The sequence below is a fragment of the Flavobacterium azooxidireducens genome (genome assembly GCF_023195775.1).
GTDB classification, from domain to species: Bacteria; Bacteroidota; Bacteroidia; order Flavobacteriales; family Flavobacteriaceae; genus Flavobacterium; species Flavobacterium azooxidireducens.
In genome coordinates this window covers 3,079,659-3,097,393 of sequence record NZ_CP096205.1, presented here as the reverse complement: position 1 = coordinate 3,097,393, position 17,735 = coordinate 3,079,659, and the positions used below count along the sequence as shown (strand labels likewise).

Here is a 17,735-nt window from a genome sequence, read left to right as displayed (position 1 = left end):
AGTATGCTAGTGTTCTAGTTAAAAAAAATAATTCTGTTAATAGGAATATAAAATCGATAAAAGGTTATTTTTCAAGCATTTCTAGTCTTTACTTCGTAGAGACACTATAATTCCTATACCTAAAGCAAGGGCGATAAACCCTAATGAAACCCATTCCGGGAATTTAATGTGATGTACCAATAGCATTTTTATACCTACAAATGAAAGAATTGCAATCAAACTATATTCCAGGTGAGCAAATTTATTAAGCATGTGCGACAAAAAGAAATACATGGAACGCAAACCTAAAATAGCAAAAATATTTGAGCTAAATACCAAAAAAGGATCAGGTGTAATTGCTAAAATTGCAGGAACACTATCTAAGGCAAACAAAACATCCATCAACTCAATTACGATTAATGCCACAAATAAAGGTGTAGCGGCTGTAATATGTCTCCGCTTAACAAAAAAATGCTCCTTTTCCATGTGCATGGTGATGGGCATTATTTTTCTGAGGTTTCGATAAATGAATGATTTTTTAGGATTAAATTGTTCTTCGTCTTTTTTAAACAACATTTTAGCCGCTGTAAACAACAAAAAGAGTCCAAAAATATAAGTCATCCAACTAAACTTATTGATTAGAATCACACCAAAGAAAATCATTAAACCTCTAAATACAATCGCTCCTAATATTCCCCAAAAGAGAACTCTATGCTGATATTTCTGTGGGATTTTGAAAGATGAAAAAATAACAGCAATCACAAAAATATTATCCACACTCAAAGATAACTCAATGAGATATCCGGTAATGAATTTCATCGAAGCAATGGCGGGCTCATAATTTTCAGGATTTGCTATGTGTTGATTTTGGTAGAGCCAATAAATAACACCCGAAAAAATAAAAGACATAGTGACCCAAATACCTGTCCAAATACCAGCCTCTTTTGAACTAATAATATGAGGGGTTTTATTAAAAACACCTAAATCTAAGGCTAAAAACAATAAAATGCACGCAATAAAAATAATCCAAACTGTCATATCTTTTTTGTGTAAATGTAATCAGAAATATGAATCAAAAAATAAAATTAATTTTCGGCTTGTTTGTCTTTTGCTTTTTGAACTTTGTCTTTCCAAGTGGCTGAAAGTTCAGTATAATCAATGAATTTTGCCGGTGGTTGACGTTGCAATCTTCCTTCGTTGAATGCTTTAATCAAAATACTCTCGATCAAAAAATCTTCGGTCACTGCAAAAGGATCATATTCTTCCTTTAAATTGATATCGAACACTTTTGCCGTGTTGCTTGCCCAGAAAGCTTTCCAACCACTTTTCAAATCCTTAACCAATGTATATGTTGTTTTTCCTGTTTGACGATGAATAAGTTTTACTAAAATTTGTCCTTGCTTGCGTGACAATTTTTTGAGTTGTTCTTCAAATTCGTTTTCAAGATAATTTTCAACTATTTTAAAATATTTCTTTTTTTCTCTTTCAGTTTTAAATTTGCCCATGTTTTGATTTAGCTTGGTCAAATTATCTGCTGCCGCTTTAGCATAAGGATAAACTTTTAACACACGTTGCTGTAGCAAAAGAAACTTTTTACGATCTTCATCCTCTTTATTTGATTTTTTTCCGGTGACAACAACTTCTTCTAAATCAAGCGATGTGCGAAGAATAGAATCATTACCAATCAAATAATAAATCACCGTAGAATCTTTCTTTGTCTCAGTTTCCTGACCAAAAGCAACGGTTGAAAAGAGTAAGCATACTAAAAATAGTAGATTGGGTTTCATTTTTCTCATAAATAAAAATCAAAAGTAAAGATTTATACTATAACTGTGTTATCTTATTTATATTTTAGCAAAAAAATACAAAATATATGTCTGCAAAAACCATACTAAAAAAATCATCGCTCACTTTTTTAGAGAATTATTTAAATAATGCTTCTCCAACCGGCTATGAATCTGAGGGTCAAAAACTTTGGATGGACTATGTAAAACCGTATGTTGACACGTTTATTACTGATACTTACGGAACTGCTGTTGGCGTTGTAAACCCCGATGCTCCTTATAAAGTTGTGATAGAAGGTCATTCGGATGAAATTTCATGGTATGTGAATTATATCACCGATAACGGATTAATTTATGTAATCAGAAATGGTGGTTCCGATCATCAAATTGCACCGTCGAAACGCGTGAACATTCATACCAAAAAAGGAATTGTAAAAGGAGTTTTCGGTTGGCCGGCAATTCATACCCGAAATCGTGGCAAAGAAGAAACGGCTCGCATTGATAATTTATTTATCGATTTAGGTTGTTCTACTAAAGAAGAAGTGGAAAAAATGGGTGTTCATGTGGGCTGCGTCATCACTTATCCGGATGAATTTATGGTGTTGAATGAAAATAAATTTGTTTGTCGTGCCATCGATAACCGAATGGGCGGATTTATGATTGCCGAAGTTGCCCGATTATTACACGAAAACAAAAAGAAATTGCCTTTTGGATTATACATTACAAATTCGGTTCAAGAAGAAGTTGGTTTGCGTGGTGCCGAAATGATTACCAAAACCATCAAACCAAACGTTGCTATTGTAACCGATGTTTGTCACGACACCACTACCCCAATGATCGACAAAAAAATTGAAGGTGAAACACAAATTGGAAAAGGTCCGGTAATCACATATGCTCCGGCTGTGCAAAATAATCTACGTGAATTAATCATTAACACGGCGGAAGAAAAGAAAATTCCGTTTCAGCGTTTAGCTTCTTCACGAATTACAGGAACAGATACCGATGCTTTTGCGTATAGTAATGGTGGAGTTGCTTCGGCCTTAATTTCGCTTCCTCTTCGTTATATGCACACCACGGTGGAAATGGTTCATCGCGACGATGTAGAAAATGTGATTAAGTTAATTTATGAAACCATACTGAAAATTGAGAATAATGAAACGTTCTCCTACTTCAAATAAAAATAACTAAAATTTAAAATTCCCGACTGTGTTTTTCGGGAATTTTTATTTTAAAAACGATAGATTTGCATAAAAATTAAAACAATGATTAATCCTTCTGCACAAGGTTGGGTAGATAAATTTTTCAGCAAATATTATTTGTTGAATTCGCCTTATTTATACAACACGAAGGATTTTTATTGCAGAACAAGAGAGACCGGATTTATTTACGGTCATGTTGTGAGTATTGATACTCTTGAGCCTTTATCTATGCAAGGTTGGACATCTGAGGAAGTTTCTAAAGTTGCGTTATTGAATACACTTTTTGGCATTTATCAGTTAACTGAAAAAAATCCTGAAAAAGGGAATTTTATAGATTTGACGTTGGATTTTTATAATCTCATGCATCCGAAGGGATTTTCGTTTTTTAAAAAGATTTTACCATCTGAAAGTAAAGCCATTCAATTGGAAAAAATCATCGATTCCAGAGTTCAAACGAATGATAATATTGTGAGCAAGAATTTTTCGCATATTGTTACGAATGCACTTTTGTTTATTGATGTTTTAGCCTTTCATAATTATTTGGTAAACGGTGAATTAACCAAAGGTTATGTTCAAAAACTAGAAGAAATTATTGTTGGTGTTGTTACATTTTCATTAACAACAAAATCAAACAAATCGCATTATGATGATTTATTGATTAAATTATTTGAAACCTCCGTTCGCTATACCAAATTTTCAGGATTCAAGATAAGTGATTTGAATGCATTGAATTTGGATTTCCTTCAAACCGATTTAGAAAAATATTATGTCATGGATTTGGCAGGAATGGCAATTTGGAGTGATGAAAAATTGGAAAAAAATGAAGTTGCTTTTTTATATGATTTAGGTTCTATTTTAAAATTAGAACGATTTTATATTGTTGAAAGTCTAATGGTGATTGATGAATTTATCAAGAAATACCGAGCTGATATTCCGTATTTTAATTATTCCAACCCTATTAAGCATTTTTATGATCAAACCACGCAAAGTGTGGTTATGCTCATTACGCGAAATAGAAAAAGATTATATAAAGAATTGACGGAAAGTAAAGATTTGGTTAAACTTCTCGCCGCCTCAACCACAAGAGAATTAGATGCCAATGAAAAAAAACGAATGAAAAAACAATTGTTGGATGTTTGCAAAACAATTCCATCATTAACAATTTTTTTGCTACCGGGCGGTAGTTTGCTTTTACCTATTTTAATAAAATTTATTCCGCAGATGCTTCCATCGGCATTTAATGAGAATTTGGATTAGAATTTCTAAAAATTAATTTCGTGTAAATTTTTCAATATAGTGTTCATTAATACCATCATTATTTTCATCATAATGATATTGATAAATTAAAGAATTCTCATTTAGTTCAATTATTTCTACTGTTCTACTTTCAGAACCATTAGAAATAGTCAGATTGTTGTTTGTTTTAACAAATGAACCAATCCAATCAACATCTTCTTCACAATCCCAAACATCTATACTTCTTATTTTATTTTGATCATAAAATTCAATATAATCTTTTCCACAAGGTTCATGATCGTCATAAGGAAATACAATATTATTAACTACAATTTCTTTATGAAACCATTTACCATAAATACTTTGTTGAGTTTGTGTAGATTCATCATCATTAGAGCAGCCTATTAAGGATAGTGAACTTAATACTATTATAAATTTTTTCATTTGTTATTTTTTTTAAAAGTGTATCCAATACGTAAATGTAAATCTAAAACAATTTCACTATCATTATCAATATAGCCGTATTGTTTTAAAAAATAATATCGATAACCAATGCCAATTCCAGTTTCAAAATTAAAATTGCTATTGGCAATGTTTCTTCTAATTCCCCATTTTGGAATGAATGACATTTGGTTGAAAACCTGTAAATTGTCTTTTCCTACTACAAACCAATCGGGATGATAACTAATAGAAGTTGTAAAAAAATTTGCACTGTTATTAGATATGTTTTTGTTTTTAGTTTCTCTTTTTTTAATGTTATAATACCATCGCGGTTCAAGACTAATTACTGGAGCTAAAAACAGTCCTGAATTTCCACCATACACATCTCCGCCAAAGATTCCTGCGTCAAATCCTATTTCACTCCGTAAAGCAATGCTCTCTGTTAGTTTTGTTTCATTATTAACCCAAGCTCCTAAAAGTCCTGTTTGTAAATTAAATAGTGAACTCTCTACCCCTTTGCTTTGAGAAAAACAAATAGTAAAACACATTGTTACGACTGATGTAAATAAAACTTTTTTCATTTTTTAAATTTTTATTTTAAAAGATAACACCCACCGAAATACCAAAACCACTTATATTATAATAGCCATTCTCTCTTAATTTTTCGATATGAACTTGTTTCGATTTTTTATAAAGATCAATAAAAAGAGATAAATTTTCGTCATATTTAAAAATTGCTCCCACTCCTAATTTTGAGGAGGTTCCATTTCCATTAAATGAATCAGACCATTTAATATTTTGTCCGGTTTGCAAGTAGGCAAACAAACTGTTGTCTGAATTTTTACTTGAAAACACCCTTAGATCAACGATATAAGGTGTTGACAGAAAACTTTTGTTTATGTTCCAATCTAAACTCATACCAACTGATAAAGCAACATGACCAAAAAATTTTATACCATGAATGGTATTTAGGTCAAAACTTAGACCATCAAAAGTTTTTATGCTATCCTTACTATAATTAGAAAAATAACTCTCTTTATTTTTTGTAATAGAAAGAGACGACATATTTATATATTCAATTTTAAACTTTTGGCTTTGTGAATAACCAAAAGCAAAATTAAATAGTAAGAATAGCATAAAAATTCTTTTCATTTTAGTTTATTCCGCAAATGCTTCTTTCGATTTTTAATGAGAGTTTTGATTAAAAGTTGATAGTATATTTATATAATGCTCCAACAATTACAAATTATCTATTTTATTAATCTTTTGGAATGATTCCTTGAATTTTCCATCTTCAAAAAATATAAAATTATCTATTTTCGATTCATTTGTAGTTAAACCATTTATAAAAAGAGGAAGATATTTTTCGGTTAAATTTGTATTGTAATATTCAACATCAATTCCATAAATAGATCGTTTTAAATTATAGTCAATAGACATTAATTTAGAATCATAATATTCTGCGACAACATATAATACAATATTATTTTTCAAACAACGGTCTTGAATAATATTTAAAGCATAACAAAATTCACTTTTGCATTTAGGTTTCCAAATGTAAATCAGTGCTTTTGAATGTTGATTCAAACATTTTTTTAAATTGATGTGATTGATACTAATAACTTTGTTTTCAATTGCTAAGTCACAGTCTGTCTCAGAATTATATTTTGTAACTAAATTGGGGTTTTCTTTAATTGTTTTATGATAATAACTGTAAAGCCCTTGAAAGCTTCCATTTATTTTGCATGAAGAAAATAGAAATATAATGTATATTAATATAATTTTTTTCATTCAAATCGAAAAAAATAAGTTTACAAACGAATGTAGAAAGATAACTTCAATTTTTTTTAAAATCAAAATTGCTTTATAACCTTCTAGAATAATTTTGTGGTCGTCAATTAATGCTATTTTCATGGCAGATAAATTATTGAATTTCAAATATAAGAAAATTATTAAATAATTCTTATAAAAAAAGCCATCCGAAGATGGCTTTATATTTAAAATTTCAACTGATAAACTTCGTCTAACTCATCGTTATTTTTGAAGTTTACACCTAAATCTGTTACGTAACCGGAATTCAATCCGTAAACCCATCCGTGAATCGTTAAATCTTGACCTGACTTCCAAGCCGACTGAACGATAGATGTTTTAGCTAAATCAAACACTTGTTCTTTTACGTTTAATTCTACAAATTTATTGAAACGATCATCTTCATTTTCAATGTCATCCAATTCGGCTTGATGAAAACGATATACATCTTTTATGTGTCTAATCCAGTTATCAATGACACCGATAGAACTATTTCCCATGGCGGCTTTTACACCACCACAGCCATAATGTCCGCAAACAATAACATGTTTCACTTTTAATGCGTTTACAGCATAATCTAAAACGCTTAGCATATTCATATCGCTATGAATAACCATGTTAGCAATGTTTCTGTGTACAAAAACTTCGCCTGGTGCTGCACCAATAATCTCGTTTGCAGGAACACGACTATCTGAACATCCAATCCATAATAAAGGTGGAGTTTGTCCTTTTGATAATCCTTCAAAAAAATTCGGATCTAATTTTAATTTATTTTCAACCCACTGCTTATTATTGTCTAATATTTTTTTATAAAACTCGCTCATTTTTATTTAATTTTAAATTATTTATTCTTTCTTAAGGGAAACATGCTGCCCTTCATCACTATTATCTAGATTATAGGCATCTTTAAAGCCAATTAAAACAACCTCAATATCTTCATCCACGGCTCTAATGTCTTTAAATTCTTCAATCAAATCAAGTACATCATGTGCAATATAAACCGTATCTGATGCATCAATCACTACTTTTGATTTTTCAGGTAAATTATTCAATGTGTTTTTGATTGCCGCTTTGTTTAAGAAAGAAACCTCTTGAGCCAATTGAATATGAATGACATCATCATCATGATAATCTTCTTTTTTGAACAAATAGGCTCGTTTGAAATTCCCTCTCAAAACAAAGAAAATACTAATCAGCATACCTAACGCAACTCCTTTAAGTAGATCTAAAAATACAACAGCTACAACAGTGGCAATAAATGGAATATATTGGTACTTTCCTTTTTTAATGAAATGGATGAAATGAGCAGGTTTAGCTAATCTGTATCCAATTAAAAGTAATATTGCTGCTAATGTTGCTAATGGAATTTTATTTAAAAAAGGAGCAATTGTGAGCACACTAATCATCAATAAAAGTCCATGAATAATTGCCGAAGATTTTGTTCTGGCACCTGCATTTGCGTTGGCAGAAGAACGTACAACAACCGAAGTCATAGGTAAACCACCAATTAAACCACTTAATAAATTACCAAATCCTTGAGCTTTTAATTCCACATTGGTGTTTGTAAAACGTTTGTATGGATCCATTCTATCAGCAGCTTCAATACACAATAATGTTTCAATAGAAGCAACAATGGCAATGGTTACACCTACTATCCAAACTTTAGGATTGCTAAGTGTAGCAATTGAAAAATCGGGAAGTACAAACATTTCTTTAAACTCTGTAAAAGAAGATGGTGTTGGCAACGAAACTAAATGATCACTTGATACTTGAAGTACACTTCCAGTTCTTATAAAAATTTCATTGATAATAATCCCTGAAAAAACAGCAATTAAAGCTGCCGGAACTAATTTTAAACTTTTTAAGAACGGAACTTTATCCCATAAAATCAAAATAGCTAAAGCTACTAATGTGATTATAATGGAACCGTAATTGATATAATTAAAAGCATCAACAATCGTTTCAAACATATTAGAACCACCTTTTTCAAAGAAAGAAGTATCTCCTTCGCTCACTTTATCATAGCCAACAGCATGCGGAATTTGTTTTAGGAAAATAATAATACCAATACCCGCAAGCATTCCTTCGATAACATTGGTGGGAAAATAATTAGATATACTTCCTGCTTTTAAAAAGCCTAATAAAAGTTGTAAAAGTCCTGCGATAATTACAGCGGTTAAAAAGATTTCATAAGCACCTAAATCGGTAATTGCTGTTAAAACAATGGCCGTTAAACCGGCTGCAGGACCGGTAACACTGATGTGAGATTTACTTAAAAATCCAACTATAATACCACCGATTACACCTGAAATAATTCCGGAAAAAAGCGGAGCACCGGATGCTAAAGCAATTCCTAAACACAAAGGAAGTGCTACTAAGAATACCACCAAACCGGATGCAAAATCTGATTTTAGGTGACCTAAAAGATTTGTTTTTTTTGTCATTGACCTTGAAAATATAATAATGAATAGATAGCAAAAACTGCTAATCCCGTTAGTTAACGTGGATTATTTCATTAAGATAAATCTGGAGGAGGAGAAAAGATTTCTTCTAAAACTGAATCATATTGAATATGATTTTCAGTCACAATTTTTTTTGAAACAGGCATCTCAAATCGAAGAGAAAAAACTTGTTTACAGGTTTTAATAGCTTCTTTTAAATTAAAAGATTTGTGAACTTCTTCTTCTTCTGACATATTATAAACCATAGAAACATCCGCATCATCATCATCTAATACTCCAACAATTGTGGGTAACGATAGGAATGTTACAAATAAAAATATAGCTATGTAAACAACTGTTTTCATTGTTGCAAATATAGTTTTTCAAAAAACTGTATCCGAATATTATTTTATAATTTAATGTAAATTTAACTATATTTCTTCTTCCAACCAAGCCTTCATCATCCACATTATTTTTTCTTGTTCTTTGATAAAATCGCTCATCATTGAGTTAGTTCCCTCATCTAATGCCTCATCTGATTGTTTCAAAATCACTCGTTCAATTTTTAACAATTGAGCTAATGAATTGACAACCAAGCTAACAGCTTCTTCATCTTTAGAAATATCTTTACCTACAAACAATTTATTATTTTTGATATAATCTTCAAATGTATGTAATGGTCTGCCTCCTAATGTTAGAATTCGTTCGGCAATTAAATCAATTTTCAATTGACTATCATTATAAAGTTCTTCAAATTTAACATGAAGATCAAAAAATCGTTTACCACGAATGTTCCAATGTAATCCTCTTAAGTTTTGATAATACACCTGAAAATTTGCTAATAAAATATTTAATTCGGCCGCCAATACCTCTGTTTTCTTTAAATCTAACCCTAAACTGTTCGTTTTCATTTTATTGTAATTTAAATTTTTTATACAATAAATTTACAAAAAAAATAAACTAAATAGTATAAATAAAATTGATAGTTTTTATCTTTGCATCAAATTTTACTATCAAAATGACAATTACTCAATTACAGTATGTTTTGGCTGTAGCCGAACACAAAAATTTTACATTGGCTGCCGAAAAATGCTTTGTTACGCAACCAACATTGAGCATGCAAATTCAAAAAATTGAAGAAGAACTCGGTATTCAAATTTTTGACCGAACTAAGAAACCTATTCAACTCACAGAAATTGGTCAGAAAATTGTAAATCAATCCAAAAACATCGTAAACGAAGCGAATCGAATTCAAGATATTGTAGATCAACAAAAAGGATTTATTGGTGGCGAATTTAGATTAGGAATTATTCCAACCGTTATGCCTACTTTATTGCCGATGTTTTTAAATAATTTTATTAAAAAATACCCGAAAGTCAATTTAATTATTGAAGAATTAAACACTGATGAAATCATTGTTAGGTTGAAAAATGGTCATCTGGATGCCGCTATTGCTGCCACTCCGTTGGAAGAAGAAAAAATTAAAGAAGTTGTTTTGTTTTATGAACCATTTGTGGCTTACATTCCTGAAAGTCATGCCGTTTTTGATAAAAAAGAAATTGAAGTTTCCGATTTAAATTTAGATGAAATTTTATTGCTTCAAGACGGACATTGTTTTAGAGACGGAATTTTGAATTTATGCAAAAACAATCCCGGAAACTCTGATAAATTTAATTTTCACATTGAAAGTGGAAGCTTTGAAACCTTAATAAAATTGGCAGATGAAGGATTAGGAACTACACTTCTGCCCTATCTTCATACGTTGGATTTAAAGGAAAAAGATAAAGCAAAGCTTAAACATTTTAAAGATCCGAAACCGGCTCGTGAAGTAAGTTTAATTTATCCAAAAAATGAACTGAAAATTCACATTATTGATGCCTTACGCAATGTAATTAGTGGCGTCGTTCGAGGAGCAATTGCTTTTCAGGACATTCAGATAATTAGTCCGATTCAAAAGAAGTAAACTAATTCAATAGGATTAGAATTCTATATATTTTGGTTTATCAGTCTAAAAATATCACGATTCTAAAACTAATTTTTTTGCCACGAATTACACAAATTAGCACGAATTAATTTGTGTAATTCGTGGCAAAGTTTTTAAAACATAAAAGATCATGATTTTAAACTATAATTTGAGACAATAAAAAAGGAGCTATTTAGGCTCCTTTAGTTTTTATAGATTAACATAAATTAAACAATTCTTTAGTTCTGGTTTTTCTTTTGTAAAGTTCAACAACCAATCTTTTAGTTGTTCAATTTCATAAGGCAATAATTGGTTCATTGCTTTTATGAGTTCTTTGCTAAAAAGTGTAGGATCAAAACTTACGCTTTCTAAGATTTTCTTAGTGTAAGCAAACATCGGTCTCGTCATTTTCTTCGTTTTTTTATGTAGCGTTTGGTTTTTAAAAAGAACGTTGTGTAAATTTAATAAATTTTAAAACACATCCCTTTTTTTTAACATGCCAATTGGCGAAAGTTTAACGATTATCGCCGTCTAAAAGGTTTCCTAAACCACCTAAAATGCTTCCTTCACCTTTCTGTTTTCCACCGCCTTGAGGAGCCGCAGCCCATATTCTGCCTGCTAATCTGCTAAATGGTAATGATTGCACATAAACAGTTCCCGGACCTTTTAATGTAGCAAAAAACAACCCTTCTCCACCAAAAATTGTATTTCGTATTCCTCCTACAAGTTGCACATCATAATCAACAGTTTGCGTAAAACCAACTACACAACCGGTATCAACTTTAATCATTTCGCCGGGTTGTAAATCAATTTTTGCCATTGTTCCTCCGGCATGAACAAAAGCCATTCCGCTTCCTTCTAATTTTTGCATGATAAAACCTTCGCCACCAAATAAACCGCGACCTAACTTTCTTGAAAATTCAATTCCGATTTTCACACCTTGATTGGCACACAAAAAAGCATCTTTTTGACAAATGAACTTTCCGCCAACAGCGTTTAAGTCAATTGGTAAAATCTTTCCGGGATAAGGCGAAGCGAATGAAATCTTGCGTTGATTAGGATAATTATTTTCGAATAAAGTCATAAACAAACTTTCGCCAGTGAGCAATCGTTTTCCGGCTGAAAATAGTTTGTCCATAATTCCGCCCGCATCGCTTCCGTCTCCAAAAATGGTTTTCATTCGGATGCCATCTTCCATCATCATAAAACCACCAGCTTCGGCAACGACCGATTCTGATGGACTTAAATTTATTTCAACATACTGCATTTCTTCACCGTAAATGGTGTAATCTGTGACTTTGTACATGTTTATAAGTTTAAATTTTAATAAATCATTTCCAGTAAAATAATTCTTCTAATAAAATAATCTGACATATCCGCTTTATAATAAACCAAGCCAAAAGCGATATTGCTATGGTCAATAAAACCTGCACTTTCTTTAATTTTTTGAAACTTTTTAAAAACCGTTCCTCTGTCTTGTAAATTATACAAAGCTTTGGTGTATTTTCCTAAATTATTGGGTTGAAGTTGCTTTAGAGCTTTCATAATAATTTCTTCATCAGAAAACTTTTCATAATCATTAAAACCGGAACAATTATTTTCAGTTTCAAAATCATATTCTACTTTACCAGATTGATTGAAACTTTTATATCGTTTTATTAATTTAGGATATTCTTTATCACAATTTAGCTTCATCACTACTTTATCATCTTTAGTCAAATTTGCTATATCACTGTGTTTATCTCTAGCTATCCAAACAGAATCAGGTTTTAGATAGATTTCTGAAAATAAATCACTATTAGAAAAAACAGTATACATTTTTTTGTGATTTGGATATTCTTTTAATGAATTTCCTTTTTTTATATACACTAAAAAATTATAATATGCTGAATCAAGACTTTGATTTTTGTAATGAACTTTCAAATAATTTTGCTCAAAATCCTCCAAAAGTAAATTAATTGTAGCAACATTTTTCTCTCCTAATTCTTTCTCAAATTCGACAATATCAGAATCAATATTCGTAGGTTGACAAGAATAAAATAAGACAATAACTAGTGAGCAAATTATACTTTTCATATCCTAATATTGATAAAACTTAACAGACAACTGATAACCAACAACAGACAACCTAACCTACTTCCACCCTCTCAACATCTCTCTTTTCCCAGGTGGTCCGGCCAACTTTTCAATTTGAAAACCTCCCTCTTTCATAGCATTTTTAATTGGTCCGCGGCAAGCATAGGTAACTAAAATTCCACCTTCTTTCAAAGCTTCAAACATTTTTGTGAAAATTTCTACACTCCACAATTCCGGTTGAACACGATACCCAAACGCATCAAAATAAATGATATCGAATTGATTTTTATCGTTTATTTCGTTGAATAATTGTTTTCGTTTTGTTAGTCGAAAGTGTTCTGAGATTGTTACATTTTCTTCCCAATCCGATTGATGCATCTTTTTAAATTCTAATTCAAATTGATTTGCATTCAACTGATTAACATAGTTCATTTGTAAAACTTCTTGAGCAGAAATAGGGAAACCTTCTACACCCACATAGTCAATGTTTTGATTGCTTTTCTGACTTTCTAAAAAGGTAATAAACGCATTCAAACCCGTTCCAAAACCAATCTCTAAAACAGAAACGGATTGCCCTTTGCAAAGTGACAATCCGTTTTTTATGAATACGTGTTGAGCTTCCTGAATAGCTCCGTGTTTCGAATGATAACTCTCTTCCCACTCGGGTAAATGGATGGAAGTTGAACCATCGGAAGTAATAATTATTTCTCTTTTCAATTGAAACTATGGTTTGAGTTGTAGCTTTTTTATTCTCGGAATTGGACCGGAACATTTTACTTCGTGACAAGAAATACAAGCCTGCACTGCATTGGAATAATGTTCTTTTGCATTTTCAGGATCTTTATAAATCATTTCCTGTGCTCTTAAAAATATATTGGCATTATCTCTAAAAAATTGATCATTTTCGGATGGATCGGTCATGATAGCTTTGTGAATATCCGCAAAATGCGATGGAAATTCACCTACCGGTTCGCCTTTTTCTATGCGTTCTTTCAGTCGTTGATTGTCCACATACATTTGTTCCATGAGCAAAGCCATTTCGGAAAGCTCATACATTTCGAACGATTTTTTCTCTGTTGTGGCAGTAGAATCAACTTTTTCCTCTGTAGATTCTGCCTTTTTCTGACAACTGATGATGAACAAAAGCGTACATCCAAAAACTAAAATTCTTTTCATTATTCTTTAATTAATACGCCATTGGATAAAAACGAATACGAAACTTTTGGTTCTGTAATCGAATCGATCGCTGCTTGTGATTTGCCGGCATCTTTGGCATAATGTTTTAATTCATCGACTGTTTCTACCGAAATGAAAGCTTTTCCATTTACAATTGCTTCACTACCGGCAGCGTTTAATGGCATAAAAAATCCATAATCTTTAAAACGAACAAACGCATTTTTGTCTTCATTTAAACTCATGTTCATCCAACAACCTTTCTTTTGGCAAACGTCTTTTATATCTGAACGGAATTTAACTTCAATGGTATCACCTTCTTTTAAGGTTTCATATTTAGCTAATAAATCTTCTTTCGAAATCACTCCATCTGCCGAAATTGAATCGCCAAACGTTTTGAAATTTTCAGTTTTAACTTCTGCTACTTCCTTTACTTCTTCTTTTTTACAAGCAATCATCGAAAAAACGGCAATAGCTACTAAAATTGTTTTTTTCATTATAGTATATTTTTCATTTAAAAATTGAATTACAAAAATAGTCAGTTTAATTCTTATGAGATTAAATTTCCAATAATTTTTAGTTCAAAATGCAAAATTCTCAATAATTTATATTCAGTTTAAAGAAATGTAAAAAAGTGGTTTGTTTTTGTGATGTTTTTATAAAACACTCAAAAAATTACTGTTTTTTTTATATTTTAGCCAATTCATAAACTACTTTTTACATTTTCATTATTTAAAATCGTAAAACACTGTTTATCAATTATTTAATTCAACTTTTCATAATAAAATCATATTTAAATGAGTTCAAATCTTATTAACGAAATCGATATAGTTAAAGCTTCAACGTCAAAAATCAGCAGTGTGGATTTTGAAAACCTCACTTTTGGAAATATTTTCACCGATCACATGTTGATGTGCGATTTTAAAGAAGGTGCTTGGCAAAAACCGGTTATCAAACCATATGAACCTTTTATGATTGATCCTTCTGCTAAGGTTTTTCATTATGGACAAGCTATTTTTGAAGGAATGAAAGCATATAAAGATGAAAAAGATGATGTTTGGATGTTTAGACCTGACGAAAATTTTAAGCGTTTTAACCATTCTGCTAAACGTTTGGCCATGCCGGAAGTAACCGAAGATATTTTCATTGGCGGATTAAAAGCTATTTTAGATTTAGAACGTGAATGGGTTAAAAAAGGAAAAGGAAACACATTATATATCAGACCTTTTATGATTGCGATCGGTTCGGGTGTTATTGCTCAACCGTCGACACAATATCGTTTTATGATTATTCTTTCGCCGGCTCGTTCGTATTATTCAGGGGAAGTAAAAGTTATCATTGCCGAACATTATAGTCGTGCTGCAAATGGTGGAATTGGTGCTGCGAAAGCTGCCGGAAATTATTCGGCACAATTTTATCCAACAAAATTGGCTAACGAAAGAGGTTTTCAGCAAATTATTTGGACAGACGATGCTACGCATACCAAATTGGAAGAAGCCGGAACGATGAATGTTTTCTTTAGAATTAATGACACCTTATATACAGCACCAACCGGAGAACGAATTTTGGATGGAGTTACTCGTAAAAGTTTGATTGATATTGCCAGACGAGACGGAATTGAAGTAGAAGTACGTTCGGTTTTAGTTACAGAATTAATCGAAGCTGCAAAAGATGGTTCTTTAAAAGAAATTTTTGGTGCCGGAACTGCAGCAGTAGTAAATCCAATTATTGGGTTTTCTTATCAAGATACATACTACGAATTGCCCAAAATGGAAAATTCGTATGCTTCACAACTAAAAGAAAAATTGACTAACATTCAATATAAATTAGCGGAAGATACTTTTGGCTGGACGGTCAAAGTATAGTTTTCTGTTATCAGTTGTCGGTTATCTGTTAAGGAAACCGACAACTGATTAAGATAAAATTAATATTAAATGAATAATTCAATTTCAATAAAATTTGGAGAACCTCTACACGGATGGATGGCTGTTGATATTTATTATCAAGATTTTCATTTAAATTTTAATGCATCAAATGTCTTAAATAACCCTATTTCAGAACTTTCAACTATAATAAACAATATAAAAGATAACGATTTACAGAGAATCGTTTGGTGGTTAGAGCCGGGAGCTTATTTTATTGATATTCAAAAAAACGGAGAAATTTTTAGCTTAAAAATTATTGAAACTGGAAATCTACACAATAGTAATTCTAGTAAATCTGAAATAATTACAATCCAGGGCAATGAAAACCAAATTTTAAAACCGATTTTTAAAGAACTACATCATTTTTATTCTCAAAATTACCATGAAAAACATTGGTAATTAGATTTAAGTAAAATCTATATTGATATTGAACAAAGTCCTTTACTGTTTTTATTTTAGAATGGCTTCAAAATTAGGTTTAAAGTAATTTGGTCCTTTAAGAACTTTTCCGTCTTCGCGATAAATTGGTTTACCGTTTTCATCTAATTTGCTCATGTTACTGCGTTGAATTTCGTCGAAAACTTCTTCGATTTTGTGTTGCAAACCGTGTTCAATAATGGTTCCGCACAAGATGTAAAGCATATCGCCCAACGCATCGGCAACTTCAACAATATCATTATTCATTGCAGCTTCGAGGTATTCTTCATTTTCTTCTTTCATCAAATTAAAACGAAGTAAATTTTTGTTTTCGCCTAAATTTATTGTTGGTTCTTCTTTAAAACCTAATCCGAATGCCGTATGAAATTCTTTGACGGCTGAAATTTGTTTTTGCATACTTTCTAATTTATTTCGATAAAAATAACTGTTTTTTGAATGTGGTTTGAAAGAGCTATTCAAAAACAATTAACTATTTTTGTTGAAAAATTAAAACTATGTTTTCAACCGGTCAATTGGTATTTGCAGGTTTCTTTGTGGTATGCTTTATAGCGGTGATGATTTATGTGTACCGAAAAGATTTATCGCTCCATAAAACTCATTACAAAGGAAGTTTTAAAGTGCTTTTAGGCTTTATTTTCTTCATAATTTTACTGTTTCTGATTAAAATTTATTTAAAAAAATAATCAAAATTTAAAAATCCCTATTTGTAGGGATTTTTTTTTGTAAATTACTTACGACTTTTGACTTCAACTTTAAAACTAAATACTATGACAGATGTTCGTTACACCGCAATTGGGCACATTAATGAAATTAGTAGAAAGCTCTTTCTAAACATTGGATTGCCCGTAGATACAAATAATAGCTATGAATTTGAAAGCTATAATTTAAGTTTAGCATTGCCTAAAAAAGAAACTCTAAACGTTGTCTTGACAAATTTTAAATTTGGTGAAAGAGAATTAGATCCAGTTGAAAATTATTATCATAAATTAGAAATCAATTTAGATGCTGATTTATTGCAGACGTATAGTAAAATTCCGATAAATTGTGAGAACCCACATTTGTTATTTTTATTAGTTCACGATGATGCTTTATATCCAGATGATATTAAAAATTTGCAGAAAAATATTCTAGAGTATTATGCTTTAGCAAATATCAAAAATACACACCTATCAAATGCATATCAAAAAGGCGATCCAGCATTAGCAGGAAAACCGAGAACTTTAGGAATGAGTATTATAAAGAGGTAATGAAATTAAAAAAAATTAATAAAA

Annotated in this window: 23 protein-coding genes; 6 read left to right on the top strand and 17 right to left on the bottom strand. The window is 31.0% G+C overall.

What is annotated here, in order from left to right:
- Positions 1-81: 81 nt before the first annotated feature.
- A complete protein-coding gene (locus M0M57_RS13380; RefSeq protein ID WP_248433535.1) occupies positions 82-1,017 on the bottom strand; it encodes a TerC family protein in 936 nt (311 codons plus the stop codon).
- Positions 1,018-1,064: 47 nt separating this feature from the next.
- Positions 1,065-1,766 carry a DUF4294 domain-containing protein gene (locus M0M57_RS13375; protein ID WP_248433534.1) on the bottom strand — a complete coding sequence of 234 codons (702 nt, stop codon included), beginning with the start codon at positions 1,764-1,766 and terminating at the stop codon, positions 1,065-1,067.
- An 86-nt stretch (positions 1,767-1,852) separates the two neighbouring features.
- Here M0M57_RS13375 and M0M57_RS13370 point away from each other — a divergent pair, with 86 nt between their 5' ends.
- Both M0M57_RS13370 and M0M57_RS13365 read left to right on the top strand, forming a co-directional pair.
- Positions 1,853-2,941: a M42 family metallopeptidase gene (locus tag M0M57_RS13370; RefSeq protein ID WP_248433533.1), complete on the top strand. Its 1,089-nt coding sequence runs from the start codon at positions 1,853-1,855 to the stop codon at positions 2,939-2,941.
- Positions 2,942-3,025: 84 nt separating this feature from the next.
- Positions 3,026-4,219 (top strand): LETM1-related biofilm-associated protein, encoded by a 1,194-nt coding sequence (locus M0M57_RS13365; RefSeq protein ID WP_248433532.1) that lies wholly within the window; start codon positions 3,026-3,028, stop codon positions 4,217-4,219.
- A gap of 12 nt (positions 4,220-4,231) precedes the next feature.
- Here M0M57_RS13365 and M0M57_RS13360 read toward each other — a convergent pair whose 3' ends face one another.
- The 8 genes from M0M57_RS13360 to M0M57_RS13325 all read right to left on the bottom strand — a co-directional run bounded on the left by M0M57_RS13360 (position 4,232) and on the right by M0M57_RS13325 (position 9,800).
- Complete coding sequence (locus M0M57_RS13360) at positions 4,232-4,642, bottom strand: lipocalin family protein (protein ID WP_248433531.1); 411 nt, start codon at positions 4,640-4,642, stop codon at positions 4,232-4,234.
- A complete protein-coding gene (locus tag M0M57_RS13355) occupies positions 4,639-5,220 on the bottom strand; it encodes a hypothetical protein (RefSeq protein ID WP_248433530.1) in 582 nt (193 codons plus the stop codon). Before M0M57_RS13355 ends, M0M57_RS13360 begins: the two co-directional genes overlap by 4 nt.
- A 16-nt stretch (positions 5,221-5,236) precedes the next feature.
- Entirely contained in the window at positions 5,237-5,791 is a 555-nt protein-coding gene (locus M0M57_RS13350) for a hypothetical protein (RefSeq protein ID WP_248433529.1), read from the bottom strand.
- Positions 5,792-5,878: 87 nt separating this feature from the next.
- Positions 5,879-6,430: a hypothetical protein gene (locus M0M57_RS13345; RefSeq protein WP_248433528.1), complete on the bottom strand. Its 552-nt coding sequence runs from the start codon at positions 6,428-6,430 to the stop codon at positions 5,879-5,881.
- Positions 6,431-6,636: 206 nt separating this feature from the next.
- On the bottom strand, positions 6,637-7,272 hold the full coding sequence (gene can, locus M0M57_RS13340) for a carbonate dehydratase (protein ID WP_248433527.1): 636 nt from the start codon (positions 7,270-7,272) through the stop codon (positions 6,637-6,639).
- 21 nt (positions 7,273-7,293) lie between these two features.
- The gene (locus tag M0M57_RS13335; protein WP_248433526.1) at positions 7,294-8,892 is read right to left on the bottom strand and encodes a SulP family inorganic anion transporter; all 1,599 of its coding nucleotides are present in this window, start codon (positions 8,890-8,892) and stop codon (positions 7,294-7,296) included.
- A 71-nt stretch (positions 8,893-8,963) separates the two neighbouring features.
- A complete protein-coding gene (locus M0M57_RS13330) occupies positions 8,964-9,254 on the bottom strand; it encodes a hypothetical protein (RefSeq protein ID WP_248433525.1) in 291 nt (96 codons plus the stop codon).
- A 66-nt stretch (positions 9,255-9,320) separates the two neighbouring features.
- Entirely contained in the window at positions 9,321-9,800 is a 480-nt protein-coding gene (locus M0M57_RS13325) for a Dps family protein (protein WP_248433524.1), read from the bottom strand.
- A 107-nt stretch (positions 9,801-9,907) separates the two neighbouring features.
- On the opposite strand from M0M57_RS13325, the gene M0M57_RS13320 reads away from it, so the two are divergent.
- Positions 9,908-10,852 (top strand): LysR substrate-binding domain-containing protein, encoded by a 945-nt coding sequence (locus tag M0M57_RS13320; protein ID WP_248433523.1) that lies wholly within the window; start codon positions 9,908-9,910, stop codon positions 10,850-10,852.
- Positions 10,853-11,062: 210 nt separating this feature from the next.
- Here M0M57_RS13320 and M0M57_RS13315 read toward each other — a convergent pair whose 3' ends face one another.
- The 6 genes from M0M57_RS13315 to M0M57_RS13290 all read right to left on the bottom strand — a co-directional run bounded on the left by M0M57_RS13315 (position 11,063) and on the right by M0M57_RS13290 (position 14,598).
- On the bottom strand, positions 11,063-11,260 hold the full coding sequence (locus M0M57_RS13315; protein WP_248433522.1) for a hypothetical protein: 198 nt from the start codon (positions 11,258-11,260) through the stop codon (positions 11,063-11,065).
- A gap of 106 nt (positions 11,261-11,366) precedes the next feature.
- Positions 11,367-12,158, bottom strand: a complete 792-nt coding sequence (locus M0M57_RS13310) for a TIGR00266 family protein (RefSeq protein ID WP_407647434.1) — start codon at positions 12,156-12,158, stop codon at positions 11,367-11,369.
- 17 nt (positions 12,159-12,175) lie between these two features.
- Positions 12,176-12,928, bottom strand: a complete 753-nt coding sequence (locus M0M57_RS13305) for a hypothetical protein (RefSeq protein WP_248433521.1) — start codon at positions 12,926-12,928, stop codon at positions 12,176-12,178.
- A gap of 57 nt (positions 12,929-12,985) precedes the next feature.
- On the bottom strand, positions 12,986-13,645 hold the full coding sequence (mnmD, locus tag M0M57_RS13300) for a tRNA (5-methylaminomethyl-2-thiouridine)(34)-methyltransferase MnmD (protein WP_248433520.1): 660 nt from the start codon (positions 13,643-13,645) through the stop codon (positions 12,986-12,988).
- 6 nt (positions 13,646-13,651) lie between these two features.
- Complete coding sequence (locus tag M0M57_RS13295; RefSeq protein ID WP_248433519.1) at positions 13,652-14,104, bottom strand: hypothetical protein; 453 nt, start codon at positions 14,102-14,104, stop codon at positions 13,652-13,654.
- Positions 14,104-14,598: a DUF4920 domain-containing protein gene (locus tag M0M57_RS13290; protein WP_248433518.1), complete on the bottom strand. Its 495-nt coding sequence runs from the start codon at positions 14,596-14,598 to the stop codon at positions 14,104-14,106. The genes M0M57_RS13295 and M0M57_RS13290 overlap by 1 nt, the downstream gene beginning before the upstream one ends.
- A 300-nt stretch (positions 14,599-14,898) precedes the next feature.
- Here M0M57_RS13290 and M0M57_RS13285 point away from each other — a divergent pair, with 300 nt between their 5' ends.
- Both M0M57_RS13285 and M0M57_RS13280 read left to right on the top strand, forming a co-directional pair.
- Positions 14,899-15,966 (top strand): branched-chain amino acid aminotransferase, encoded by a 1,068-nt coding sequence (locus M0M57_RS13285; RefSeq protein WP_248433517.1) that lies wholly within the window; start codon positions 14,899-14,901, stop codon positions 15,964-15,966.
- 69 nt (positions 15,967-16,035) lie between these two features.
- A complete protein-coding gene (locus tag M0M57_RS13280; RefSeq protein WP_248433516.1) occupies positions 16,036-16,425 on the top strand; it encodes a hypothetical protein in 390 nt (129 codons plus the stop codon).
- Between the two features lie 51 nt (positions 16,426-16,476).
- Here M0M57_RS13280 and M0M57_RS13275 read toward each other — a convergent pair whose 3' ends face one another.
- Positions 16,477-16,860: a pyrophosphohydrolase domain-containing protein gene (locus M0M57_RS13275; protein ID WP_248433515.1), complete on the bottom strand. Its 384-nt coding sequence runs from the start codon at positions 16,858-16,860 to the stop codon at positions 16,477-16,479.
- Positions 16,861-17,231: 371 nt separating this feature from the next.
- Here M0M57_RS13275 and M0M57_RS13265 point away from each other — a divergent pair, with 371 nt between their 5' ends.
- Positions 17,232-17,711: a hypothetical protein gene (locus M0M57_RS13265; RefSeq protein ID WP_248433512.1), complete on the top strand. Its 480-nt coding sequence runs from the start codon at positions 17,232-17,234 to the stop codon at positions 17,709-17,711.
- The last annotated feature ends 24 nt before the right edge of the window (positions 17,712-17,735 follow it).

Bases quoted from the DNA above. Each gene is read 5' to 3' on its own strand.
- M0M57_RS13275 (WP_248433515.1), bottom strand. From the start codon at position 16,860: ATGCAAAAACAAATTTCAGCCGTCAAAGAATTTCATACGGCATTCGGA.
- M0M57_RS13315 (WP_248433522.1), bottom strand. From the start codon at position 11,260: ATGACGAGACCGATGTTTGCTTACACTAAGAAAATCTTAGAAAGCGTA.
- M0M57_RS13265 (WP_248433512.1), top strand. From the start codon at position 17,232: ATGACAGATGTTCGTTACACCGCAATTGGGCACATTAATGAAATTAGT.
- can (WP_248433527.1), bottom strand. From the start codon at position 7,272: ATGAGCGAGTTTTATAAAAAAATATTAGACAATAATAAGCAGTGGGTT.
- M0M57_RS13370 (WP_248433533.1), top strand. From the start codon at position 1,853: ATGTCTGCAAAAACCATACTAAAAAAATCATCGCTCACTTTTTTAGAG.
- M0M57_RS13325 (WP_248433524.1), bottom strand. From the start codon at position 9,800: ATGAAAACGAACAGTTTAGGGTTAGATTTAAAGAAAACAGAGGTATTG.
- M0M57_RS13280 (WP_248433516.1), top strand. From the start codon at position 16,036: ATGAATAATTCAATTTCAATAAAATTTGGAGAACCTCTACACGGATGG.
- M0M57_RS13375 (WP_248433534.1), bottom strand. From the start codon at position 1,766: ATGAAACCCAATCTACTATTTTTAGTATGCTTACTCTTTTCAACCGTT.
- M0M57_RS13290 (WP_248433518.1), bottom strand. From the start codon at position 14,598: ATGAAAAAAACAATTTTAGTAGCTATTGCCGTTTTTTCGATGATTGCT.
- M0M57_RS13320 (WP_248433523.1), top strand. From the start codon at position 9,908: ATGACAATTACTCAATTACAGTATGTTTTGGCTGTAGCCGAACACAAA.
- M0M57_RS13355 (WP_248433530.1), bottom strand. From the start codon at position 5,220: ATGAAAAAAGTTTTATTTACATCAGTCGTAACAATGTGTTTTACTATT.
- M0M57_RS13360 (WP_248433531.1), bottom strand. From the start codon at position 4,642: ATGAAAAAATTTATAATAGTATTAAGTTCACTATCCTTAATAGGCTGC.
- M0M57_RS13345 (WP_248433528.1), bottom strand. From the start codon at position 6,430: ATGAAAAAAATTATATTAATATACATTATATTTCTATTTTCTTCATGC.
- M0M57_RS13365 (WP_248433532.1), top strand. From the start codon at position 3,026: ATGATTAATCCTTCTGCACAAGGTTGGGTAGATAAATTTTTCAGCAAA.
- M0M57_RS13310 (WP_407647434.1), bottom strand. From the start codon at position 12,158: ATGTACAAAGTCACAGATTACACCATTTACGGTGAAGAAATGCAGTAT.
- M0M57_RS13350 (WP_248433529.1), bottom strand. From the start codon at position 5,791: ATGAAAAGAATTTTTATGCTATTCTTACTATTTAATTTTGCTTTTGGT.
- M0M57_RS13285 (WP_248433517.1), top strand. From the start codon at position 14,899: ATGAGTTCAAATCTTATTAACGAAATCGATATAGTTAAAGCTTCAACG.
- M0M57_RS13380 (WP_248433535.1), bottom strand. From the start codon at position 1,017: ATGACAGTTTGGATTATTTTTATTGCGTGCATTTTATTGTTTTTAGCC.
- M0M57_RS13330 (WP_248433525.1), bottom strand. From the start codon at position 9,254: ATGAAAACAGTTGTTTACATAGCTATATTTTTATTTGTAACATTCCTA.
- M0M57_RS13335 (WP_248433526.1), bottom strand. From the start codon at position 8,892: ATGACAAAAAAAACAAATCTTTTAGGTCACCTAAAATCAGATTTTGCA.
- M0M57_RS13305 (WP_248433521.1), bottom strand. From the start codon at position 12,928: ATGAAAAGTATAATTTGCTCACTAGTTATTGTCTTATTTTATTCTTGT.
- M0M57_RS13295 (WP_248433519.1), bottom strand. From the start codon at position 14,104: ATGAAAAGAATTTTAGTTTTTGGATGTACGCTTTTGTTCATCATCAGT.